This is a genomic window from Streptomyces sp. NPDC005899 (genome assembly GCF_040629645.1).
Taxonomy (GTDB): Bacteria; Actinomycetota; Actinomycetes; order Streptomycetales; family Streptomycetaceae; genus Streptomyces.
In genome coordinates, this window is the sequence record NZ_JBEXWB010000060.1 from 1 (window position 1) to 23,335 (window position 23,335).

The following is a 23,335-nucleotide window of genomic DNA, read 5'->3' on the forward strand; positions in this document are numbered from 1 at the left end:
GGGCGTCCCCTGCGCGGGCAGCGCGTCGCGCGCCGCACCCGTGGCCGTCCCGTCGTGCGCCGCCCCCGTGGCCGCTGTGTGTGGCTGCAACGTCATCGCCGTCCCCCTGCACTCGTCACACACACCCGACCTGCCCGAGACGGACACCTGACCTGCCCCAGGAGTGTAAAGAAGAGGTAATGCACCATGCCAGGTTCCGGCCGTTCGTGTCGGCCCGGCATCCGGTGCGGCCTCGGGGACCTACTCTCCCGCAATGCGTGCGATACCTACTCTCCCGCAATGCGTGCGATGATGACCCCGCCAACTGCATACCGGCCGTTTGAATCCGCGCGGGAGAGTCCCGGTCACCGTGTGCGCCGGGCGCCGAAGGAGCAAGTTCCTCCCTTGAATCTCTCAGGCCCCGTACCGCGTGGATGAGGCAGATCTGAAAAGCGGGCCGCTACGCGGCCCCACCCAAGGTGCAAGCCGACCCGGCCCGGGCCGGCCCTTCAGGGGCCGACCCGTTCAGGGGCTCCCGGCGAACCTCTCAGGTTCCGATGACAGATGGGGAGGGACCGTCCTCTGTCGTCATGCCCTGGAGCCGTACCCATGAGCACTGCCCCGAGCGCTGCCCCGCGTCTCACCGCCCTCGATGCCCTGCATCGCTCCCTGGGCGCGACCATGACAGATTTCGCCGGCTGGGACATGCCGCTGCGCTACGCCAGCGAGCGGGACGAGCACAACGCCGTCCGCACCCGCGCCGGCCTCTTCGACCTGTCGCACATGGGCGAGATCACCGTCACCGGCCCGCAGGCCGCCGCCTTCCTCGCGTACGCCCTGGTCGGCAACATCGCCACCGTCGGTGTGGGCCGGGCCCGCTACACGATGATCGTCGCGGAGGACGGCGGGATCCTGGACGACCTGATCGTCTACCGGCTGGGCGGGAGCGAGTACCTGGTCGTCGCCAACGCGGGCAACGCCCAGCTCGTCCTGGACACGCTCACCGCACGCGCCGGCGGCTTCGACGCCGAGGTGCGGGACGACCGCGACGCCTACGCGCTCCTCGCCGTCCAGGGCCCCGAGTCCCCCGCCATCCTCAAGGCCGTCACGGACGCCGATCTGGACGGCCTCAAGTACTACGCGGGCCTGCCCGGCACGGTCGCGGGCGTGCCCGCGCTCATCGCCCGCACCGGCTACACCGGGGAGGACGGCTTCGAGCTGTTCGTGGCCCCCGAGCACGCCGAGCGGCTGTGGCAGGCCCTCACCGAGGCCGGCGCCCCGCACGGCCTGATCCCCTGCGGTCTCTCCTGCCGCGACACGCTGCGCCTGGAGGCGGGCATGCCGCTGTACGGGCATGAGCTGACCACCGCGCTGACCCCGTTCGACGCGGGCCTCGGCCGGGTGGTGAAGTTCGAGAAGGAGGGCGACTTCGTCGGGCGCGAAGCCCTGCTGGCCGCCGCGGAGCGGGCCGAGTCCGCCCCGCCGCGCAAGCTGGTCGGCCTGGTCGCCGCGGGCCGGCGCGTGCCGCGCGCCGGCTTCCGGGTCACCGCCGGCGGCAAGGTCGTCGGCGAGGTCACCTCCGGGGCGCCCTCGCCCACCCTGGGCAGGCCGATCGCCATGGCGTACGTCGACGCGGCCCACGCCGCCCCCGGGACGGAGGGCGTCGCCGTGGACATCCGGGGCACCGACGAGCCGTACGAGGTCGTCGAGCTGCCCTTCTACAAGCGCCGGAAGTAACCCGCCGCGAGCACCGGACGCAGTCCGCGCGTCCCGGACGTGACGTAGTCGCGTCTCACACCGCAAGACCACCGTTCACCAGCACTCCCCCGCGTACAGGAGAATTCACACCATGAGCAACCCCCAGCAGCTGCGGTACAGCAAGGAGCACGAGTGGCTGTCGGCCGTCGAGGACGGTGTCGCGACGATCGGTATCACCGAGTTCGCGGCCAACGCCCTCGGCGACGTCGTCTACGCCCAGCTCCCGGAGGTCGGTGACACGGTGACCGCGGGCGAGACCTGCGGAGAGCTGGAGTCGACCAAGTCGGTCAGCGACCTGTACTCGCCGGTGACCGGCGAGGTGACCGCGGCCAACCAGGACGTCGTGGACGACCCGTCGCTGGTGAACTCCGCCCCCTTCGAGGGCGGCTGGCTGTTCAAGGTACGCGTCGCGGAGGAGCCGAAGGACCTTCTCTCCGCCGACGAGTACACCGAGTTCTCCGGCAACTGAGACCCAAGGGACCCCCTGATGTCGCTTCTCAACTCCTCCCTCCACGAGCTGGACCCGGACGTCGCCGCCGCCGTCGACGCCGAGCTCCACCGTCAGCAGTCCACCCTCGAGATGATCGCCTCGGAGAACTTCGCTCCGGCCGCGGTCATGGAGGCCCAGGGCTCCGTCCTCACCAACAAGTACGCCGAGGGCTACCCGGGCCGCCGCTACTACGGCGGCTGCGAGCACGTCGACGTGGTCGAGCAGATCGCCATCGACCGCATCAAGGCGCTCTTCGGCGCCGAGGCCGCGAACGTCCAGCCGCACTCGGGCGCCCAGGCGAACGCCGCGGCGATGTTCGCGCTGCTGAAGCCGGGCGACACGATCATGGGTCTCAACCTGGCCCACGGCGGTCACCTGACCCACGGCATGAAGATCAACTTCTCCGGCAAGCTCTACAACGTGGTCCCGTACCACGTCGACGACACCGGTGTCGTGGACATGGCCGAGGTCGAGCGCCTCGCCAAGGAGTCCAAGCCGCAGCTGATCGTGGCCGGCTGGTCCGCGTACCCCCGTCAGCTCGACTTCGCCGCCTTCCGCCGCATCGCGGACGAGGTCGGCGCGTACCTCATGGTCGACATGGCCCACTTCGCCGGCCTGGTGGCCGCGGGACTGCACCCCAACCCCGTGCCCCACGCCCACGTCGTGACGACGACCACCCACAAGACCCTCGGCGGCCCGCGCGGCGGTGTCATCCTGTCGACGCAGGAGCTCGCCAAGAAGATCAACTCGGCGGTCTTCCCGGGTCAGCAGGGTGGCCCGCTGGAGCACGTGATCGCCGCCAAGGCGGTCTCCTTCAAGGTCGCGGCGACCGAGGAGTTCAGGGAGCGCCAGCAGCGCACGCTGGACGGCGCCCGCATCCTGGCCGAGCGCCTGGTGCAGCCGGACGTCACCGAGGTGGGCGTCTCCGTCCTCTCCGGCGGCACGGACGTGCACCTGGTCCTGGTCGACCTGCGCAACTCCGAGCTGGACGGGCAGCAGGCCGAGGACCGGCTCCACGAGCTGGGCATCACGGTCAACCGCAACGCCATCCCGAACGACCCCCGGCCCCCGATGGTCACCTCGGGTCTGCGCATCGGAACACCGGCCCTGGCCACGCGCGGTTTCGGGACCGAGGACTTCACCGAGGTCGCGGAGATCATCGCCGCCGCCCTGAAGCCGTCGTACGACGCCGACGACCTGAAGGCCCGTGTGACCGCGCTGGCGGAGAAGTTCCCGCTCTACCCCGGCCTCTCGTAGTCACCCGAAGTTTGCACGCAGGGTGGGGGCACCGCGCACACTGAACACAGTGAGCGCGGTGCCCCCATCCCTTTGCCCCGCGCTCCCGGGCCCACCGGCCCGCACCCGCACCACCGGCCCGTTCCCGCATCACCCGGCGGACAACGTCGTCCACCAACGCCTTAGGAGTACTCCCGTGGCCATTTCGGTCTTCGACCTCTTCTCGGTCGGCATCGGCCCGTCCAGCTCCCACACGGTCGGCCCGATGCGGGCAGCCCGTATGTTCGCCAGCCGCCTCAAGAACGAGGGCCTCCTGGTCCACACGGCGTCGATACGGGCCGAGCTGTACGGCTCGCTCGGCGCGACCGGGCACGGCCACGGCACCCCCAAGGCCGTCCTGCTCGGCCTGGAGGGCGAGTCGCCGCGCACCGTGGACGTCGAGGGCGCCGACGCCCGGGTCGAGGAGATCCGCTCCTCGGGGCGGATCAACCTCCTCGGCGTGCACGAGATCCCCTTCGACGCCGACGAGCAGCTGGTCCTGCACCGCCGCAAGGCCCTGCCGTACCACGCGAACGGCATGACGGTCCTCGCGTACGACCGGGAGGGCGCCCCGCTCCTGGAGAAGACGTACTACTCGGTCGGCGGCGGCTTCGTCGTCGACGAGGACGCGGTGGCCGGCGAGGACCCGATCGTCCCGGACGACACCGTGCTCAAGTACCCCTTCCGCACCGGTGACGAGCTGCTGCGGCTCGCCCGGGAGACCGGGCTGTCCATCTCCTCGCTGATGCTGGAGAACGAGAAGGCCTGGCGCACCGAGGACGAGATCCGTGCCGGGCTGCTGGAGATCTGGCGCGTCATGCAGGCCTGCGTCGCGCGCGGCATGTCGCGCGAGGGCATCCTGCCCGGCGGGCTGAAGGTGCGGCGCCGCGCCGCCAACTCGGCCCGCCAGCTCCGCGCCGAGGGCGACCCCCAGACGCACGCGATGGAGTGGATCACCCTCTACGCGATGGCGGTCAACGAGGAGAACGCCGCCGGCGGCCGCGTGGTGACCGCCCCGACCAACGGCGCGGCGGGCATCATCCCCGCGGTGCTGCACTACTACATGAACTTCGCGGCCGGCGGCTGCACCGAGGCCGAGAAGGAGGACAGCGTGGTCCGCTTCCTGCTGGCCGCCGGTGCGATCGGCATGCTGTTCAAGGAGAACGCCTCGATCTCCGGTGCCGAGGTCGGCTGCCAGGGTGAGGTGGGCTCGGCCTGCTCCATGGCCGCCGGTGCGCTGGCCGAGGTGCTGGGCGGCTCGGCCGAGCAGGTGGAGAACGCCGCGGAGATCGGCATGGAGCACAACCTCGGCCTGACCTGCGACCCGGTCGGCGGCCTCGTCCAGATCCCCTGCATCGAGCGCAACGGCATGGCGGCGGTCAAGGCGGTCACGGCGGCCAAGATGGCGCTGCGCGGTGACGGCAGCCACAAGGTCTCCCTCGACAAGGTCATCAAGACCATGAAGGAGACGGGCGCCGACATGTCCGTGAAGTACAAGGAGACGGCCCGGGGCGGGCTCGCGGTGAACATCATCGAGTGCTAGGGGGGATGGGCCCTGACCAGCGCGTTCGCACTTCTCAGCGCTGTCAGGGCCTTCCCTGTTCACGTGGCGGAAGGCCCTGAGACCTCCCTGGGACGACGTCGCAGTTCGGGTGGTCCACCCGCTCCGCCCGCCCACCACGTGTCGATCGGGCTCAGCAAGGCATCATCTGCCTTCTCCATGGCCGTATTGATCACGGGAAAGCCCCCGCCACGCCGGTCCGCGGAGGACTCCCTTCGGGCGAGCGGGGATCCGGGTACGCGGACAGCCCGGTGCGCGCATGGAAACGTCCTCCCTTAGTGCGCCCATGCCCGGCACCCCGTGGACTCCTGCGTGCCGTCCTGCCCACGCGTGCCCGGCATCGGTGCCGGTGATCGGTGATCGTCGCTCGGATCGGTGATGCGCACCGATGCCGCGGCCACCGCCGGGGCCGGCCTCCTTCCCGGCCCGCTGCCGCCGGCGCCGCTCACGGCTCGCCCACCCTTCGCGGGTGGGCCGTCGCCACCTCGCGGGGCTCGGGTGTCCTACGTGCCTCACAGTCGTAAATGCGCAAGACTTCACCGCGATCAAGCACTTTCGGTCACGGACGGCTTCCCTCGATCACCCACACGGGGTTCACTGGAGGTGACGCATGGTCACGCGGGTTTCCCCGTCGGGTCGCGGATGCGGCTTCCGTACCCGGCCCCCGGCAGAGGAGGGAGGACGACGACGACCGCCTCACCTCGCACGGTGCCCCCGGGCCACGACCGGCGGGCCGTCGTACCCCGTCGGGCGCGGCCGGCACCAGTGTGTCACCGTCCACCGATTTCCACGTCTCGTCATTCATCCGCACCCATTCGATGAGGGGCACCAATGAGCCAGATTGTTTTACCGGCGTTTCACATGCCTTTCCGTAGCGCAGGGTGCAATCCGGGCATGGCGGAAACCAGGGAGGCCGCCTGGAAGTGGGCCGAGACCAATGGGCTCGCACTCTCCCCGGTATCCCGTAAGAAGATGCTCCGCACCCGCCCGGAGCTATGGACTTCCCTGATTTTCCCCAGTGCGTCGCAGCAGCATCTCGATCTCTTCTGCCAATGGCTCTTCTGGGCCTTCCTCGTCGACGACGAGTTCGACGACGGACCCGCGGGCCGGGATCCCCGGATGTGCGAGGCCGCGATCGCACGACTGGTCGACGTCCTGGACGGGGCCGAGCCGCGCGGACCCATGGAGCGCGCCCTCGAAGGCCTGCGGGATCGGACGTGCCGGGAGAGGTCGGCCGTCTGGAACCGGCAGTTCCGCCGCGACACCGCTTCCTGGCTCTGGACGTACTACGCGGAGGCCGTGGAGCGGGCGGCGGGGCAGGTGCCGAGCCGGGCCGACTTCACGAAGCACCGCCGGGACTCCGTGGCCATGCAGCCGTTCCTGGACCTCCATGAGATCGCCGCCGGAATCGATCTTCCGGAATCCGCCCGCAGCCTGCCCGCCTACATCGCCCTGCGCACTGCCGTGACCGACCACTCGGGCCTGTGCAACGACATCTGCTCCTTCGAGAAGGAAGCGGTGCTGGGATACGAGCACAACGCGGTCCGCCTCATTCAGCGAGACCGGGGCTACTCGCTCCAGGAAGCCGTGGACGAGGCCGGAATTCAACTGGCACGCATTACCGAGCGGATTCAGCGGGCCGAGAAGGACCTGGTCGAGGAAATAGCTGCCGCGGGGATCACGGGCCCGGTCCGGGAGGCGCTGGAGCGCTGTGTGCGGGACTACCGGGGGCTCGTGCGCGGGGATTTCGACTACCACGCGAGGGCGGAACGCTACACGCGTCCGGACCTGACGGAGATCGACGTCCGGGACACGCTCTCCCAGTACTTCGCCGCCTGACAGCGGGCACCTCTCCGCCTGACGCACCCCCGCCGCCTGAGGCCCGAGCGAGCGGACCGCAGGGCCCGGGGCAGCCCGGCAACGGGGCCCGGGCCCTGCCGACGGCCCCTGCCGGGCCGGTCAGCCCTTGTTCTGGGCGGCCCAGAACTCGTCGAAGGTGAGCTCGCCGTCACCGTTGCCGTCGTGGGCGTTGATGATGGCCTGGGCCACCGTCTCGGTGACGAACGGGTCGCCCAGCTGCGCCATCGCGCTCTTGTACTCGGCAGCCGTTATCCGGCCGTCGCTGTTCTGGTCGAAGCGCTCGAATGCCCTGCGTGCCGACTCGATGTCCGCCACTGTTCCGCCCCTTCGTTAAGCGTCCGTTGACGGAGGTCAGATTAACGGGCGGCGTGCACGGCCCGTGCGGCGGCACGGCGTCCGCCCCGCACCGCACGGCGGCGGGTCGTCGGCTGCCGACCGAGCACCGCCGCCGGCCGTCAGCCGTCAGCCGTCAGCCGTCAGCGGAAGACTCCGGTGTGGCCGAGCGAGTACCGCCCGGGCTGCGGGTAGACCGCCAGCCCGTGCGGCCCGCTGCCCACCGGGATCCTGGCCAGTTGCCTGCCGTCGGCCGTGTCGATGGCGTACACCTCGGCGTCGTAACGCCCCGACAGCCACAGGACCTTGCCGTCGGCGGACACCCCGCCCATGTCCGGGCTGCCGCCGTCGGGAAGGTGCCACTTGGCGGCCAGCCGGTTCTTCGCGAAGTCGAAGACCGAGACCGACCCCTCGTCGCGGTTGGTGATGTACATCTGCCGGGAGTCCCGGCTGATGTAGAGACCGTGGCAGCCCTTCCCGGTGGGCAGGAGCTTCGGGGTGGCGAAGCCCTTCGCGTCGAGGACCCACACGCCGTGCGCCTTCATGTCGGCGATGTAGAAGGTCCGGCCGTCCGGCGAGAGCTTCACGTCCTGCGGCATCGCGCCGTCCAGCGGCAGTCTCTGCTGCCCGACGACCTTCATCCGCTCCGTGTCGACCTTGAGCAGTTCGCCGGAGAACTCGCAGGAGACGATGAAGTACCGCCCGTCCGCCGAGAAGTCCGCGTGGTTGACCCCCGCGCAGCTCACCGGGAGGGCCTTGACCCGGTCCATGGTCCGCGGATCGCGGAAGACGAGCTCACGGTCCATCGAGGCCATCACGACGGCGTACTTGCCGTTCGGGGTGAAGTAGAGGTTGTACGGGTCGGACACGTCGACCGTGCGGCCGGTCTTCCCGGTGGCGGGGTCGATGGCGGTGAGGGTGTCGCCGAGGTCGTTGTTGACCCAGAGGGTCCTCAGGTCCCAGGAGGGCACGACGTGCTGGGGCTGGTTGCCGACGGGCAGGGTCTCGACGACCTTGTACGTGGAGGGGTCGATCACCGACACCGTGTTGGAGTTGGTGTTGGGTACGTAGACCCGCGACGGGAAGCCCCTGACGGCCGCCGCGAGCTTTCCGGGGCGGTCGGCGGCGTAGACGTCCCTGGCGTCGAGGACGGGCGGCATCCCGGGCAGGCCGGGAGGGGCCGCGGCGTGTGCGGACCTGACCGGCTTCACGGCCGCCTCGGTGCGTGCGGCCCCGGCACCGTCCCGGCCCGTGGCCCCGCAGGCGGCGAGGGCGGCGGCGAGCAGGCCCGTGAGCAGGGCGGTGGTGGTGCGCGTGGAGGGAAGCATCAGGTCAGCAGCTCCGTCATGGTCACCGCGCGCAGTCGGCGCCGGTCGATTTCGTTGAAGAGGAGGGGCAGTGCGGCGGCCGTGTCCCGGTGGCCGAAGTGCAGGCTCACCACCGATCCGTCGCGCAGTTCGCCGGCGACCTTGCGGGTGACGGCCGGGACACCGGGCGCGGTGTGGTCGAGGGAGTCGACGTCGTAGGCCAGGACGTGCGGATAGCCGGCCCGGCGGGCGAGGTCCTGGACCAGGGGGGTGGCGTACCGGGCGCGCGAGGGCCTGAACCAGGTGCCGATGGAACCGGTCAGCCGGTGCAGGCGCCGGGCGCAGCCGGTGATCTCCTCGTACGCCCGTTTCTCGTCCATGGCGTTGACGTCGAGGTGGTTCTGGGTGTGGTTGCCGAGGTCGTGGCCGCCGTCGAGGATCCTGCGGGCCATGGCGGGCTGCTCGTCGAGCCAGCTACCGACGGCCAGGACGGTGAGGCGGGCGCCGGCCCTCTCGGCTTCGGCGAGGATCGCGCGGGCCAGGGCGGGATCCCCCTGGCCGTGGAAGGTGAGGGCGACGCGGGCCCGGTCGCGGGGGCCGTGCTCGATCTGGACGGGCAGGCCGGGGAAGCGGCGGGGAACGGCAGCGGGACGCACGGCTCCGTGGGCCTTGCGCGCGGGGGGTGCGGGCGTCCGTGAGGAGGTGGCCGGCGGCGCGTGGAGGGAGGCCGTGTCCCGCGCACAGGCCGCGGTGGCGGCGCCTGCCAGGACGGAGCCGGCGACGGCGCGCAGGGCGCCGCGGCGGGCCACCGGGGTTGTGCGACCGTCCATGGCCGTCCACCTCGCGGGTCGGTTCGGGTGCTTCCACCGGACCGGGACACAGTAGGACGGGGCGGGTGCGGAACAGGGAAGGCCGCGCCGCGGCGCGATCAAGGAATTACTCGGTGGCGCTCATCCTTATGCATGAAAGCCAGGTGAGTAACTCAGATCACCTGCGATTCCTAAGATAAATGTGGCATATACACCTGTATGACCAGTTTGCATCTTTGGCGGCGAGGTCGCCCGTATGCCATAGTCGGTGGCGCGACCTCCTCCGACCCGAGCCAGGTCCCACGAGCGGCCGTGGACACACCCCCCCATTCCACGGCCCCCTCAGAAGCCCCCGATGCGCCGCACCACGGCCGACCGGGGGCTTCTGGCATGCGGGGCGGCGCCAGCCGGCGGGCGGCGGACCCGGGGGGTGCACGGCGCGAGCGGCCGCAGGGCCCGCGCTGCCCGGCGTCGACCGCTCAGGCCACCGGAGCGCTCCGGGGCGTCAGCGGTCCAGGGTGCGCATCTCGAACCACGTTGTCTTGCCCCGGGGTAAGAGGTCGACGCCCCACCGGTCGGAGAGCTTGTCGACGAGGAACAGACCGCGCCCGCTGACGTCCATCTCCCGGACGGGCATCAGGCAGGGCAGCCCGCGCGAGGGATCGCACACCTCGATCCGGATCCACCCGCGGCGGCGCAGCATGCGCAGCCCGAAGGAGCGCGCACCGGTGTGCCGGACCGCGTTGCCCACGAGTTCCGAGACGAGCAGTACGCCGTGCTCGACGGTCTGCGGGGGCAGGGACCACTGGCGCTGCAACACACACGCGGTGAGCCGGCGGGCGGTGGCGGCCGACTCGGGTCGCGAGGGCAGCCGCACCTCGCCCTCCGTGGGATTTCCGAACAACTCCATTACCTGGAACGGCCGTTCGTCTTCCACGGCCGACATCCAGCACGCCGTCACCGCACTGCCGCGCGATCGCGGCTGCTCCACACCCTCCAGGCCCGCCATGCCCACCATCATGGCCGCACGCCGCACCTCCCGTGGCCGTTCCCGAGGAATCCGCACCCCGGAACAAAGCGTTCCGGTCTGGTCTTCCGGCACATGCCAGAGGCAGGACGACCACCGTCACGGCCGGGACGACCTGCGCGGACGCTAGACCGGCGGGTAATTGCACGAAGCGCGCACGCGTGGAGCCTTAAGGCTCCCTTAAGGCTCCACCGATCCGCCCACACGGATGAACGGGCGTCCTGTTGTACGCGGACGACGGGCGGTCAGAGGAACCGCGCCTTGCCCGGCCCCTCCTCCACGAAGCTGCGCATGCCCCGCTCCCGGTCCTCGGTGGCGAACAGGCCGGCGAACCAGTTCCGCTCGATAGTGAGCCCCGTGTCGATGTCCGTCTCCAGGCCCGCGTCCACGGACTCCTTGGCCGCCCGCAGGGCGAGCGCCGGGCCCTTGGCCAGCCGGGCGGCCCAGGCGTGCGCCTGTTCGTAGACCTCGGCGGCGGGGACGACCCGGTCCACCAGGCCGATCGCCGCGGCCTCCTCGGCCCTCACGTGACGGCCCGTGAAGATCAGGTCCTTCGCCCTGGACGGGCCGACGAGCCGGGCGAGGCGCTGGGTCCCTCCGGCCCCGGGGATCAGGCCGAGCAGGATCTCGGGCTGGCCGAGCTTCGCGTTGTCCGCGGCGATCCTGAAGTCGGCGCAGAGCGCCAACTCACAGCCCCCGCCCAGGGCGTAGCCGGTGACGGCGGCGACGACGGGCTTGGGGATGCGGGCCACGGCGGTGAACGCGTCCTGCAGCCCCTTGGAGCGCACGACCATGGCGGCGTGGTCCATCGCCTGCATCTCCTTGATGTCCGCGCCTGCCGCGAACACCTTCTCGCCGCCGTAGAGGACCACCGCACGGACGTCGTCACGCCGCGTCGCCTCCTCGGCGAGCTCACGCAGCCGGTCCTGGGTGGCGACGTCCAGGGCGTTCATCGGCGGGCGGTCCAGGCGGATCGTGCCGACGCCGTCGCTTACTTCGAGGGTTACGGTCATGGGAGGCAGGTTAACCGCCGCTAACGCCACGGGCCCGGTGCCCTTGGTCACAGCACCGGGCCCGTCGTGCGGCGGAGACCTACGCGGTCCACTCCGACCAGTCCATGTTCCAGCCGTTGAGGCCGTTGTCCGGCTGGATCACCTTGTCGTGGGAGTTCTTCACGACCACCACGTCACCGATCAGCGAGTTGTCGAAGAACCACGCGGCCGGGGTCGAGCCGTCCCAGGCGCCGCGCACGTCCCGCAGGCCGACACAGCCGTGGCTGGTGTTGGTCGATCCGAAGATGCCGGACGCGCCCCAGTAGTTGCCGTGGATGAAGGTGCCCGAGGTGGACAGGCGCATCGCGTGCGGCACGTCCTTGATGTCGTACTCACCGCCGAAACCGACCGTGTCGCCGTTCATCCGGGTGACCTTGAGCTTCTCGCTGATGACCATCTGGCCGTTGTACGTGGTCGTCGACGGGGCGCCCGCGGAGATCGGGATGTTCTTGATCTGCTTGCCGTCGCGGACCACCCTCATCCGGTGGGAGCTCGCGTCGACGGTCGAGACCTGGCTGCGGCCGATGGTGAACTTCACGGTCTTGGCCTGCTTGCCGTAGACCCCCGGACGCCCCTCCACACCGTCGAGGTCGAGGCGTACGGTCACCTTCGTGCCCGCCGCCCAGTACTTCTCGGGGCGGAAGTCCAGCCGGTCGTTGCCGAACCAGTGGGGCTCGACCGGCACGGCCGGCTCCGCCGTCACCGTGATCGCCTTCTCCACGGCCTCCGGCGCGGTGATGCCCCGGGTGAAGTGGATCGACACGGGCATGCCGACCCCGACGGTCGAGCCGTCCTCCGGCGTGTACTGCCCGACGAAGGTGTTCTCGGGCACCAGCGTCGTGAAGGTGGTGTCCTTGGCCGACTCACGGCCCTTACCGTCCTCGGCGACCGCGTGCACGGCGTACTTGGTCGCGGAGGCCAGGTGCCGGTCGGGCACCCAGCTCAGACCGTCCGCCGCGATCCTGCCCGCGACCTCGTTGCCCTTGGGGTCGGCGACCTTGACCGCGCTCAGCTTCCCGTGGGAGGCCGAGACCTTCAGCGCCCCGCTGGTCGCCACGTCGTCGGCGCCGTCCTTGGGCGCCACGGTCACCACGGCCTGCGAGGCGCTGGTGTCGCCGGCCTTCCCGCCCTTGCCGTCCCCGCCGCCCTTGCCGTCCCCGGCGGCCGCGTTCCCGCCGCACGCCGTCACCAGCAACAGCAGCGCCCCCACTACCGGTGCGAGGAGAACGGGGGCTGTGCGCCCGCGCCGTTCCCTGCTCGTCCCGGCCGATGCCCCCGATATCGGCTGCCCGTTCACTGTGGTCGTCTCCCCTCGCACGGCCTGGCCCCGCCATGGCCCGCACCCCCGCGCGCTGTACACACGCTCGGCGCAAGACAATCACACCGCACGGGAGGAGAAGTCCCCCGGATTGTCACCGTTCCGTTCCAAGTGACCGACGGACGCCGGCCACGGGTCCCGGGGACGGCGCCCCCGGGACCCGCGCAGGTCACGACGGGGTCAGCGCAGCGCGGAGCCCGCCTTCCACAAGCCCCAGCCGAGGTTCCAGCCGCCCAGTCCGTTGTCCGGGGCGACGGTCTTGTCGGCGGAGTTGACCACCTGCACCACATCGCCCACGAGGGTCCGTTCGAAGAACCAGCCGGCAGGGGTGTCCGAACTGCCGCCCTTCACGTCACGCAGGCCGATGCAGCCGTGGCTGGTGTTGTCCGTCCCGAAGGTGTCGGGCGACTCCCAGTAGTTGCCGTGCAGGAAGGTGCCGGACTTGGTGAGCCGGATGGCGTGCGGGACGTCCGCGATGTCGTACTCGCCACCGAAGCCGACGGTACGGCCGTCCATCCGCGTCACTTCGTGCCGCTCGGACACGACCATCTTCCCGTTGTAGGTGGTCGTGCTCTCGGCGCCCGCCGTGATGGGCACCGTGGTGACGGGCTCGCCGTCGCGGCGCACCTCCATCGTGTGCGCCGCGGCGTCGACGACGGACGTCTGGGAGCGGCCCACCCGGAAGGTGATCCTCTTGCGCTGGCTGCCGTAGACGCCGGGGGCGCCCTCGACGTCGCGCAGCCCCACGTCGACGGTGACCTCGGTGCCCGGCTTCCAGTACCGCGCCGGGCGGAAGTCGAGGCGGTCCCCGCCGAACCAGTGGCCCACCACCTCCACCGCTGGCCGCGCGGTGATCCTGATGGCCTTCTCCACCGAGGCCCGGTTCCGCACCGGGCGGTTGAAGTCGAAGGAGACGATCATGCCGGTGCCCACGGTCGACCGGTTCTCCGGCTTGAAGTAGCCGATGAAGCGGTCCTTGGGCACCAGCGTGGTGAAGGTGGTGTTGCGGGCGGCGCGGTGGCCGTCGCCGTCGACGGCCACCGCCTCGACGTTGTACTTCCCGGCGAGGCCGAGCTTGTACCCCTTGTCCTCGGGGGCCCATGACCGGCCGTTCCGCGCGATGCGGCCCGGTACCTCCTCGTGCTCCGCGTCCTCCGTCCGCGTCACCCTCACCCGTTCGAGCCGCCCGTCGGGGACGGTGACCTCGATCCGGCTGTCCGCGCCGACGTTCGCGGCACCGTCCGTGGGGACGATACGGATGGCGTCCCCGGGGGCCCGGTCGTCCCCGAGGAACGGCACCGGTCCGGTGCAGCCCGCCAGTACGGCCGCCACGGTGAACAGTCCTGCCCATGTCAGCACGGCGGCCGAACCCGCCCGTGCTCTCTTCGCTACGTGGTTCACGCTCCCCCCAACGACAGGAGCCACCCGGGGGAAACGTGAGTACGGGCTCCGCCGTGGGCAGAACAGAGGGGAGGACCACACCAGGAAGGCCGCGGCCGGGACGCCGCGCGCCTTTCTCCGGGTACGGTCCGACGAGCCGCGGGAGGCCGAGAGGTGTCGAGCACAGCGGAGCAGGAGGAAGCACCCGGGACGACCGGGAGGGTGGTGGCGAGGACGCCGGTCCCGCGGGACGATCCGGACGGACCACCCGTGTGGCCGGGTGCGCCGACGCCGCTCGGGGCCCGCTTCCGGGTCGGCCCCGACGGGGTGGCGGGCACGAACTTCGCCCTGTGGGCGGGCGGAGCGGAGGCGGTCGAGCTCTGCCTCTTCGACGAGCGGGACCGGGAGACACGGCTTCCGCTCACCGAGCTCACCCACGAGATCTGGCACGGCTTCGTGCCCGGCGTCCGGGCGGGGCAGCGGTACGGCTACCGGGTGCACGGCCGCTGGGACCCCTGGACCGGGGCCCGCTGGAACGCCGCCAAACTGCTCCTCGACCCGTACGCCCGGGCGGTGGACGGAACGTTCACCCTTCCGCCCGAGGTGTACGGCCATGTGAGGGACTGGCCGCAGCAGCACGTGGCCGACACCGTGCGGGACGACCGCGACTCGGCGCCGTTCGTGCCCAAGGGCGTCGTCGTCCACGACGACGACGACTGGGTGGACGACCGCAGGCCCAAGACCCCCTGGGCGGACTCGGTCATCTACGAACTCCACGTCCGCGGCTTCACCGCCCTCCACCCCGGCATCCCCCCCGAGCTGCGAGGCACCTACGCGGGGCTCGCCCACCCAGCCGCCATCGGCCACCTGCGGCGTCTCGGCGTGACGGCCGTCGAGCTCCTCCCCGTCCACCAGTTCGCCCACGAGGACCACCTGCTGCGGCGCGGACTGTACAACTACTGGGGCTACAACTCCGTCGGCTACTTCGCCCCGCACGCCGACTACGCCGCGAGCGGCACGGCGGGAGGCCAGGTCGGCGAGTTCAAGCAGATGGTGCGCGCGCTGCACGAGGCGGGCATCGAGGTCATCCTCGACGTGGTCTACAACCACACGGCGGAGGCCGGCGAACGCGGTCCCACGCTCTCCCTGCGCGGCATCGACAACCGCGGCTACTACCGCCTCCAGGCGGACTCCCGCCGCTACGCGGACTACACCGGCTGCGGCAACACCCTGCACGTGGTGCAGCCGCAGGTCCTGCGCCTGATCACGGACTCCCTGCGTTACTGGGTGACCGAGATGGGGGTCGACGGCTTCCGCTTCGACCTCGCCGCCGCCCTGGCCCGCTCGATGCACGACGTCGACATGCTCTCCCCGTTCCTCGCGGTCATCGCCCAGGACCCGGTGCTGCGCCGGGTCAAGCTGATCGCGGAGCCCTGGGACGTCGGCAACGGCGGCTACCAGGTGGGCGCCTTCCCTCCCCTGTGGACCGAGTGGAACGACCACTACCGGGACACCGTCCGGGACTTCTGGCGCGGTGCGCTCCCCGACGTCCGGGACATCGGCTACCGCCTCACCGGCTCCAGCGACCTGTACGCCTGGGGCGGCAGGCGCCCGTACGCCTCCGTCAACTTCGTCACCGCGCACGACGGCTTCACCCTGCGCGACCTGGTCAGCTACTCCCGCAAGCACAACGAGGCCAACGGCGAGGGCAACCGCGACGGCACCGACGACAACCGCTCCTGGAACTGCGGCGCCGAGGGGGAGAGCGACGACCCGGACGTGACCGCCCTGCGCCGCCGCCAGCTGCGCAACCTCCTCGCCACGCTGTTCCTGTCCACCGGCGTGCCCATGCTGGTGGCGGGCGACGAGATGGGCCGTACCCAGGGCGGCAACAACAACGCCTACTGCCAGGACAACGAGGTCGGCTGGCTGGACTGGTCGCTCCTGGAGCAGCCCCGGTGGCGGGGGCTGACCGACCTGACCACCCGGGTGCTGGCGCTGCGGCACAGCCACCCGGTGCTGCGCCGGCGCGCGTTCTTCGCGGGTACGCCACAGGCCCCGGACGGGTTGCGGGACCTGGCCTGGTTCACCCCCCAGGGGACGGAGATGACGGAGGGCGACTGGTACGCCCCGGCCGCGACGCTCGCGCTGTACCTCTCCGGGCGGGACATCCCCGGCCGGGACGCCCGCGGCGAGCAGGTCACCGACGACAGCTTCCTGGCGGTCCTGCACGCGGCGCACACCCCGTGCGACTTCACCCTGCCGGGCGCACCGTGGGCCCGGACGTACGAGCTGGTCCTGGACACCTCGCGGGAGGACCAGTCGGCCGCGCCGGGCACGGTCCACGAGGGCGGCACGACACTGGCCGTGCCGGAGCGTTCGGTCCTGCTGTTCCGGGTGACCGGGTGAGAGGGCCGGGGTGCGGCGGCCGGTCAGCCGAGGATTCCCCGCTCGTACGCGACGGCGACGGCGGCCGCGCGGTCCTTCGCGCCCAGCTCGGCGAAGACGTGGGTGAGGTGGGTCTGCACGGTCGCCTCGCTGATGAACAGCCCGGCGGCGATCTCCCGGTCGGAGGCCCCGCGGGCGACGAGCCGGAGCACCTCGCACTCACGGGCGGACAGCGGGGCGTGGCCCGGGCCTGCCGGGGCGCGCACCCGCGCGATCGGCCGTGAGGCGACGGCCGGGGACAGCACGGTACGGCCGTCGGCGGCGGCCCGGACGGCGGTGGACAGCTCCTCGCGGGGAGCGTCCTCGATCGGGCGGCCGGTCGCGCCCGCCTCGATCGCCGGCAGGGTCCCGCCGTCGGCCGATCGGTTGACGCGGCCGTACGACCCACCGGCGGTGACCGGAAAAGCAGGTGAGCGACGACAGGGGTGAACCTTAGGCTCGCTCCTGATGCCCGAAAAACCTGCAGAGTCCACGGACCGGTCCGCCGTGCGCTCCCTCCTGCGTCTGTGGCCCTATGTCCGACCCGTGCGGACGCGCTGGTTCGCCGCCGCCTTCGTGGCGGTCCTGGCGTCGTGTCTCGCCCTGGTGATCCCCCTCGTCCTGAAGTGGATGGTGGACGGTCCCGTCGCGGACCGTGACCCGGGCGGCGTGTGGCTGGGGGCCTTCTACCTGTTCCTGCTGGGCCTCGCCGAGGCCGGGCTGTTCGGCCTGCGGCGGTGGCTGGTGGCCCGGCCGCTGGCGGGGGTCGAGGCGGCTCTGCGCGCGGACCTCTACCGGCACCTCCAGCGCCTTCCCGTGGCCTTCCACGACCGGTGGCCCTCGGGACAGCTGCTGTCGCGCGGGACCACGGATCTCATGCTGCTGCGGATGTTCCTGGCCTTCCCGCTGACCTTCCTGCTGGTCAACTCCACGACGATCCTGGTCGGTTTCGTCATCCTGTTCGCCCAGGAGTGGTCGCTGGGGCTGGTCCTGCTGGCTCCGGCGGTGCCCCTGGTGGTCCTCTGCTCCGTCTTCGAGACGAAGTACTCCCTGGTGGCGCGGAAGGCGCAGGACCAGGTCGGCGACCTGACGACGGTCGTCGAGGAGAGCGTGCTGGGCATCCGCATCGTCAAGGGGTTCGGCCGGCACCGCAGCCAGGCGGAGGCCTTCCGCACCCTCGCCCGGCGCCTGCGCGGTACGGAGCTGGGCAAGGCGCGCCTGCTGGCCGGGATCTGGGCGCTCATCACCGCCATCCCCGAGCTGGCGATCGGCGCGGCGCTGGTGCTCGGCACGATCGAGGTGGCGGACGGCGGCCTGTCCGCGGGAACGCTGGTCGCGTTCCTGTCGACGGCGCTGGCACTGCGCTGGCCGGTCGAGTCGATCGGCTTCCTGCTGGCGATGAGCCAGGAGTCGGCGACGGCCGCCGACCGCCTCTTCGAGGTCATGGACGTGGCGGAGGAGCAGGCCCCGCGCGGCGCCGGCCGGCCGTCCGCCGGGACCGGCCCCGGCATCGTCTTCGAGGGCGTCGAGTTCCGCTACCCCGACGCGGCTCCCGGCTCCCGTCCCGTGCTGGCCGGGATCGACCTGCGGATCCGGCCCGGGGAGACGATGGCCCTGGTGGGGGCCACGGGCTCGGGCAAGACGACGCTGACGGCGCTCGTCCCCCGGCTGCACGAACTCACCGGGGGCCGCATCCTGCTGGACGGCGAGGACATCGCGGGGATGGAGCGCTCCCGGCTCCGGGAGCTGGTGTCCGTGGCCTTCGAGGAGCCGACGCTCTTCTCGGCGACCGTCGGCGAGAACGTGCTGATGGGCGCACAGGACGCGGGCGAGGAGGAGCTGCGCCGCGCCCTGGCGGTCGCACAGGCGGGTTTCGTGTACGACCTCCCCGAGGGCGTCGCCACACAGGTCGGCGAGCAGGGGCTGAGCCTGTCCGGCGGCCAGCGTCAGCGTCTGGCGCTGGCCCGGGCCGTCGTCGGCGAGCCCCGCTTCCTGGTGCTCGACGACCCGCTCTCCGCTCTGGACGTGCACACGGAGGCGCTGGTGGAGGCGGCCCTGCGGCGGGTCCTGGAGCGGACGACGGCCCTGGTGGTGGCCCACCGGCCGTCCACCGTGATGCTGGCCGACCGGGTGGCGCTGCTGTCCGGGGGCCGGATCGGCGCGGTCGGCACCCACCAGGAGCTGCTGCGCGGCAACGCCGAGTACGCCTGGCTGATGTCGGGCGCGGAGGCCGCCCACGGCGCGGAGGGTTCCGGCGGCGTGCGGGCCCCGGGGAGCGTGGAGGCCGCGGAGGACGGCGCGGGGGAGCCGGCGGGCGCCGGAACCGGCGCCGGTGTCGCACCTGCCGAGGAGGGCAGCATCCGATGACCAGTACGACCACCGACGGCCGGGCCGTCACCGACGAGGACCTTCCGGGTGACGGGGCCCTGCCGCCGCCCGGGGCGGGCGACCCGTTCGACCAGGACGATCTGCCCGCGCCCCGCGGCGCGACCTGGGCTCTGCTGACCTCGCTGCTGCGTCCGCTGCGTGCCCGGGTCGTCGTGGCTTCCGTCCTCCTGGTGATCCAGCAGGCCGCCGTGCAGGCGGGTCCGCTGCTCGTCGCGTACGCCATCGACAGCGGCGTGCCCGCCTTCCGGGACCACGACTACGGGCCGCTGATCGCCGTGGGCGCGGGGTACGCCGTGTGCTCGGTCGGCGCGGGGCTGATGCAGTACGCGTTCATCCGGGCCGCCGCGCGGATCAACCAGGACGTGCTCCTCGACCTGCGCGGCCGGATCTTCCGCCACGCCCAGGCGCTGAGCGTGGACTTCCACGAGCGGTACACCTCAGGCCGGCTCATCTCACGCTCGACGACCGACGTCGAGTCCCTGCGCGAGCTGCTGAGCGAAGGGCTGCAGGAGCTGATCGGCGTGGTCCTGTCGTTCGTGTCGATCTCCCTCATGCTGCTGTGGCTGGATCTGGGCATCGGTGTGATCGCGGTGGCCTCCTTCCTCCCCCTGTACCTGCTGGTGCGTGCCTACCGGCGCCGGGCGTCCAAGGCCTATTCGGCGCGCTCGTCGGCGATCGCCGCGGTCATCGTGAAGTTCGCGGAGACGATGAACGGGATCCGCCCCGTCCAGGCCTTCCGCAGGGAGCGCGTCAACGACGCGGACTTCGCGGTGCTCAACCGCCGCCACGAGCGGAGGAACGGCGACGCGCTGCTGGAGATGGCGCGTTACGTGGTGGGCTCCCGGCTCGTCGCCAACACCGCGGTGGCCGCGATGGTCCTCTGGGGCGCCTACCGGGTGGCGTCGGGGACACTGGCGCTCGGTGTGCTGGCGGCGGCGGTGCTGTACCTGCGGCGGCTGTACGACCCGATCGACCGGTTGGCGATGTTCCTCAACTCCTACCAGTCGGCGGCCGCTTCGCTGGAGAAGATCGCGGGCCTGCTGGCGCAGCGGCCCGCGGTCCCCGAGCCGGACGCACCGAAGGAGCTGCCGGCCCGGGCAGGTGAACAGCCGGGCCGGGAGGTCGTGTTCGACGGCGTGCGGTTCGCCTACCGGACGGGTGGTGAGGTACTGCCCCGCTTCGCCCTGACGATCCCCGCGGGCCAGACGGTGGCGGTGGTCGGCTCGACCGGTGCGGGGAAGTCGACGCTCGCCAAGCTGCTGGCGCGCTTCTACGACCCGACGGAGGGCCGGGTCCTGCTGGACGGCACGGACCTGCGCGACCTGGCGACGGCGGAGCTGCGCCGTGGCGTGGTGATGGTGACCCAGGAGGCCTTCCTCTTCTCGGGCACGATCGCCGAGAACATCGCGATCGGCCGCCCGGAGGCGACGCCCGGGGAGATCGAGCACGCCGCCAAGGCCATCGGCGCCCACGACTTCATCAGCGGCCTGCCCGAGGGGTACGACACGGACGTCCGTAAGCGCGGTGGCCGGATCTCCGCGGGCCAGCGCCAGCTGGTGGCCTTCGCCAGGGCGTTGCTCGCGGACCCCGCGGTACTGATCCTCGACGAGGCCACGAGCTCGCTGGACGTCCCCGGCGAGCGGGCGGTGCAGCGGGCCATGGACACCGTGTTGCACGGCCGGACGGCGGTGGTGATCGCGCACCGGCTGTCCACCGTGGAGATCGCGGACCGGGTGCTGGTGATGGAGCGCGGGCGGATCGTCGAGGACGGCTCACCGGCCGAACTCGTGGCCGGCACGGGCACGTTCGCCGGGCTGCACCGTGCCTGGCGGGAGAGCCTGGCCTGAGGCGTGCCGGCGAGGTGTACCGGCGGGTAGAGGACGGTACGCCGGGGGACGGCGCGGAACAGGCCACCGCTCCGCGCCGTCTCACCACGTGGTCATCATCCGCTTGCCGCGCGGCCGTTCGAACGTCGAGTACTCGAACGTAACCTCAACGCACCCTGCGCGTTCAGGCCCTCCGTCTCCCCCGGGATCGCCGGCTTCACGCGGATGACACGGAGGGAAACGTCCGCTTAACGAACATGACCATTCCGGCAACGGACGAATTCCGGCCAATGTGTTGACGGGGTCCTGACACGCACCTCCTCCGACTGTCACTCTTCCCCCGTTCCGCGCACCGCCTGCTCCGCCCGGCCGGCTCACCCAGCAGACCGGGACCCCCCTCGCAGAAGGAGTCCGCGTGAGATCCACGCCCAGCCGTCGTGCCACCGCGACCGGCGCTCTGATAGCCGCAGCAGCCCTTCTCGCCGTCGGAATCCAGAGCGGCGCCACCGCCGCCCCGGCCGACGCCGGCAGTGCCGCACCCGCCGCCGCCGTCAAGGGCGCCGACCCCGGCTCGCTCCCCGCGAAGCTCTCCCCCGCCCAGCGGGCCGAGCTGCTGCGCGAGGCCAACTCCACCAAGGCGGCGACCGCCAAGGAGCTCGGCCTCGGCCCGACGGAGAAGCTCGTCGTCCGCGACGTCGTCAAGGACGTCGACGGCACCACGCACACCCGCTACGAGCGCACGCTCGACGGCCTCCCGGTGCTCGGCGGCGACCTCGTCGTGGCCGAGTCGAAGGCCGGCGCGACGCAGAGCGTCACCAAGGCGTCCCGGGCGACCAGCGCGCAGCTGAAGGCGGTCGGCACGGCGGCGGACGTCGCTCCGGCCACCGCCGAGAAGCAGGCGCTGACCGCGGCCCGTGCCGACGGCTCCAAGAGCACCGAGGCCTCGAAGGCTCCGCGCAAGGTCGTCTGGCTGGCGAGCGGCACCCCGCAGCTCGCCTACGAGACCGTGGTCGGCGGCCTCCAGCACGACGGCACCCCGAACGAGCTCCACGTGATCACGGACGCCTCGTCCGGCGCGAAGCTGTACGAGTGGCAGGCCATCGAGAACGGCACCGGCAACACCCAGTACAGCGGCCAGGTGACGCTCGGCACCTCGGGCACGTACAACCTCACGGACACGGCGCGCGGCAGCCACAAGACGTACAACCTGAACCGCGGCACCTCGGGTACGGGCACGCTCTTCTCCGGACCCGACGACGTCTGGGGCAACGGCAACCCGTCCAACGCGGAGACGGCCGCCGCCGACGCGCACTACGGGGCGGCGGAGACCTGGGACTTCTACAAGAACGTCATGGGCCGCACCGGCATCCGCGGCGACGGGGTCGGCGCGTACTCCCGCGTCCACTACGGCAACAACTACGTCAACGCCTTCTGGTCGGACAGCTGCTTCTGCATGACCTACGGCGACGGCAGCGGCAACCTCGCCCCCCTGACCTCGCTCGACGTGGCGGCCCACGAGATGACGCACGGCGTCACCTCCAACACCGCCGGCCTGAACTACAGCGGCGAGTCCGGCGGCCTCAACGAGGCGACGTCCGACATCTTCGCGGCCGGTGTGGAGTTCTACTCGAACACCACCACCGACCCGGGCGACTACCTGGTCGGCGAGAAGATCGACATCAACGGCGACGGCACCCCGCTGCGCTACATGGACAAGCCGAGCAAGGACGGCGCGTCCAAGGACGCCTGGTACTCGGGCATCGGCAGCGTCGACGTCCACTACTCCTCGGGCCCGGCCAACCACTTCTTCTACCTGCTCTCCGAGGGCAGCGGAGCCAAGACCGTCAACGGGGTGTCGTACAACTCCCCGACCTCCGACGGGCTTCCGGTGACCGGCATCGGCCGGGACAAGGCGCTGCAGATCTGGTTCAAGGCGCTCACCACGAAGTTCACGTCCACCACCAACTACGCCGCTGCCCGCACCGGCACGCTCGCCGTGGCCGGTGAGCTCTACGGCACCTCGAGCGCCGAGTACGCCGGCGTCGCCAACGCCTGGGCCGCCATCAACGTGGGCACCCGCCCCGGCGGCGGCAACCCCGGCGGCACGGTCTTCCAGAACACGACCGTCAAGGCCATCGCCGACCTGAGCACCACCAACATCCCCGTCGTCGTCAGCGGCGTCACCGGCAACGCGCCGAGCGCCCTCTCGGTCGCCGTCAACATCACCCACACCTACCGCGGTGACCTGGTCCTGGACCTGGTGGCCCCGGACGGTACGGCCTACCGGCTGAAGAACTCCTCGTCGAGCGACTCCGCGGACAACGTGGTGGCGACCTACACGGTCAACGCCTCGTCCGAGGTCGCCAACGGCACGTGGAACCTGAGGATCCAGGACGCGTACTCGGGTGACACGGGCACCTTCAACAGCGTCAAGCTCACCTTCTGACCGCCTGCACCACAGGCTGAGCAGGCGGTACGCGGAAACACCGGCTGAACCGTGAGGACCGAGCGGCCCGGCGCGCGTACGCCCCGCACGCAGCACACC

Annotated in this window: 16 protein-coding genes, 1 pseudogene and 1 riboswitch; of the genes and pseudogenes, 9 read left to right on the forward strand and 8 right to left on the reverse strand. The window is 71.4% G+C overall.

What is annotated here, in order from left to right; translation table 11 throughout:
- Positions 1 to 320 precede the first annotated feature (320 nt).
- Positions 321 to 418, forward strand: a riboswitch (glycine riboswitch).
- 170 nt (positions 419 to 588) lie between these two features.
- The 5 genes from gcvT to ABZ371_RS10780 all read left to right on the forward strand — a co-directional run bounded on the left by gcvT (position 589) and on the right by ABZ371_RS10780 (position 6,902).
- Positions 589 to 1,716, forward strand: coding sequence for a glycine cleavage system aminomethyltransferase GcvT (gene gcvT, locus ABZ371_RS10760; protein ID WP_358676504.1), 1,128 nt, complete (start codon positions 589 to 591; stop codon positions 1,714 to 1,716).
- Positions 1,717 to 1,828: 112 nt separating this feature from the next.
- Positions 1,829 to 2,206: a glycine cleavage system protein GcvH gene (gcvH, locus tag ABZ371_RS10765; protein WP_266748730.1), complete on the forward strand. Its 378-nt coding sequence runs from the start codon at positions 1,829 to 1,831 to the stop codon at positions 2,204 to 2,206.
- A gap of 18 nt (positions 2,207 to 2,224) precedes the next feature.
- Complete coding sequence (gene glyA / locus ABZ371_RS10770) at positions 2,225 to 3,484, forward strand: serine hydroxymethyltransferase (protein ID WP_358676507.1); 1,260 nt, start codon at positions 2,225 to 2,227, stop codon at positions 3,482 to 3,484.
- Positions 3,485 to 3,659: 175 nt separating this feature from the next.
- Positions 3,660 to 5,045 (forward strand): L-serine ammonia-lyase, encoded by a 1,386-nt coding sequence (locus tag ABZ371_RS10775; RefSeq protein ID WP_358676509.1) that lies wholly within the window; start codon positions 3,660 to 3,662, stop codon positions 5,043 to 5,045.
- Positions 5,046 to 5,924: 879 nt separating this feature from the next.
- A complete protein-coding gene (locus ABZ371_RS10780; protein ID WP_358676512.1) occupies positions 5,925 to 6,902 on the forward strand; it encodes a terpene synthase family protein in 978 nt (325 codons plus the stop codon).
- 120 nt (positions 6,903 to 7,022) lie between these two features.
- Here ABZ371_RS10780 and ABZ371_RS10785 read toward each other — a convergent pair whose 3' ends face one another.
- The 7 genes from ABZ371_RS10785 to ABZ371_RS10815 all read right to left on the reverse strand — a co-directional run bounded on the left by ABZ371_RS10785 (position 7,023) and on the right by ABZ371_RS10815 (position 14,170).
- Positions 7,023 to 7,238: an EF-hand domain-containing protein gene (locus tag ABZ371_RS10785; RefSeq protein WP_358676515.1), complete on the reverse strand. Its 216-nt coding sequence runs from the start codon at positions 7,236 to 7,238 to the stop codon at positions 7,023 to 7,025.
- Positions 7,239 to 7,399: 161 nt separating this feature from the next.
- Positions 7,400 to 8,584 carry a hypothetical protein gene (locus ABZ371_RS10790; protein WP_358676518.1) on the reverse strand — a complete coding sequence of 395 codons (1,185 nt, stop codon included), beginning with the start codon at positions 8,582 to 8,584 and terminating at the stop codon, positions 7,400 to 7,402.
- On the reverse strand, positions 8,584 to 9,393 hold the full coding sequence (locus tag ABZ371_RS10795; protein ID WP_358676521.1) for a polysaccharide deacetylase family protein: 810 nt from the start codon (positions 9,391 to 9,393) through the stop codon (positions 8,584 to 8,586). The genes ABZ371_RS10790 and ABZ371_RS10795 overlap by 1 nt, the downstream gene beginning before the upstream one ends.
- Before the next feature lie 484 nt (positions 9,394 to 9,877).
- Positions 9,878 to 10,393 carry an ATP-binding protein gene (locus tag ABZ371_RS10800; RefSeq protein WP_358676524.1) on the reverse strand — a complete coding sequence of 172 codons (516 nt, stop codon included), beginning with the start codon at positions 10,391 to 10,393 and terminating at the stop codon, positions 9,878 to 9,880.
- Positions 10,394 to 10,644: 251 nt separating this feature from the next.
- Positions 10,645 to 11,412: an enoyl-CoA hydratase-related protein gene (locus tag ABZ371_RS10805; protein ID WP_358676526.1), complete on the reverse strand. Its 768-nt coding sequence runs from the start codon at positions 11,410 to 11,412 to the stop codon at positions 10,645 to 10,647.
- Positions 11,413 to 11,491: 79 nt separating this feature from the next.
- A complete protein-coding gene (locus tag ABZ371_RS10810; protein WP_358676529.1) occupies positions 11,492 to 12,748 on the reverse strand; it encodes an Ig-like domain-containing protein in 1,257 nt (418 codons plus the stop codon).
- 201 nt (positions 12,749 to 12,949) lie between these two features.
- Positions 12,950 to 14,170, reverse strand: coding sequence for an Ig-like domain-containing protein (locus tag ABZ371_RS10815; protein ID WP_358676532.1), 1,221 nt, complete (start codon positions 14,168 to 14,170; stop codon positions 12,950 to 12,952).
- Positions 14,171 to 14,371: 201 nt separating this feature from the next.
- On the opposite strand from ABZ371_RS10815, the gene glgX reads away from it, so the two are divergent.
- Entirely contained in the window at positions 14,372 to 16,558 is a 2,187-nt protein-coding gene (gene glgX / locus ABZ371_RS10820; RefSeq protein WP_358676544.1) for a glycogen debranching protein GlgX, read from the forward strand.
- A 23-nt stretch (positions 16,559 to 16,581) separates the two neighbouring features.
- Here the strand turns inward: glgX and ABZ371_RS10825 are convergent.
- Positions 16,582 to 16,944: pseudogene (locus ABZ371_RS10825) on the reverse strand (response regulator transcription factor); the annotation flags it as partial.
- 100 nt (positions 16,945 to 17,044) lie between these two features.
- Between ABZ371_RS10825 and ABZ371_RS10830 the strand changes: the two are divergent.
- From ABZ371_RS10830 to ABZ371_RS10840, 3 genes are all read left to right on the forward strand, one after another.
- Complete coding sequence (locus ABZ371_RS10830) at positions 17,045 to 18,943, forward strand: ABC transporter ATP-binding protein (RefSeq protein WP_358676535.1); 1,899 nt, start codon at positions 17,045 to 17,047, stop codon at positions 18,941 to 18,943.
- The gene (locus ABZ371_RS10835; protein ID WP_358676537.1) at positions 18,940 to 20,811 is read left to right on the forward strand and encodes an ABC transporter ATP-binding protein; all 1,872 of its coding nucleotides are present in this window, start codon (positions 18,940 to 18,942) and stop codon (positions 20,809 to 20,811) included. The genes ABZ371_RS10830 and ABZ371_RS10835 overlap by 4 nt, the downstream gene beginning before the upstream one ends.
- Positions 20,812 to 21,205: 394 nt before the next feature.
- Positions 21,206 to 23,236, forward strand: a complete 2,031-nt coding sequence (locus tag ABZ371_RS10840) for a M4 family metallopeptidase (RefSeq protein ID WP_358676540.1) — start codon at positions 21,206 to 21,208, stop codon at positions 23,234 to 23,236.
- The last annotated feature ends 99 nt before the right edge of the window (positions 23,237 to 23,335 follow it).

Coding starts and splice junctions, on each gene's coding strand:
- gcvT (WP_358676504.1), top strand. CDS start 589: ATGAGCACTGCCCCGAGCGCTGCCCCGCGTCTCACCGCCCTCGATGCC.
- gcvH (WP_266748730.1), top strand. CDS start 1,829: ATGAGCAACCCCCAGCAGCTGCGGTACAGCAAGGAGCACGAGTGGCTG.
- glyA (WP_358676507.1), top strand. CDS start 2,225: ATGTCGCTTCTCAACTCCTCCCTCCACGAGCTGGACCCGGACGTCGCC.
- ABZ371_RS10780 (WP_358676512.1), top strand. CDS start 5,925: ATGCCTTTCCGTAGCGCAGGGTGCAATCCGGGCATGGCGGAAACCAGG.
- ABZ371_RS10790 (WP_358676518.1), bottom strand. CDS start 8,584: ATGCTTCCCTCCACGCGCACCACCACCGCCCTGCTCACGGGCCTGCTC.
- ABZ371_RS10795 (WP_358676521.1), bottom strand. CDS start 9,393: ATGGACGGTCGCACAACCCCGGTGGCCCGCCGCGGCGCCCTGCGCGCC.
- ABZ371_RS10800 (WP_358676524.1), bottom strand. CDS start 10,393: ATGATGGTGGGCATGGCGGGCCTGGAGGGTGTGGAGCAGCCGCGATCG.
- ABZ371_RS10805 (WP_358676526.1), bottom strand. CDS start 11,412: ATGACCGTAACCCTCGAAGTAAGCGACGGCGTCGGCACGATCCGCCTG.
- ABZ371_RS10830 (WP_358676535.1), top strand. CDS start 17,045: ATGCCCGAAAAACCTGCAGAGTCCACGGACCGGTCCGCCGTGCGCTCC.
- ABZ371_RS10835 (WP_358676537.1), top strand. CDS start 18,940: ATGACCAGTACGACCACCGACGGCCGGGCCGTCACCGACGAGGACCTT.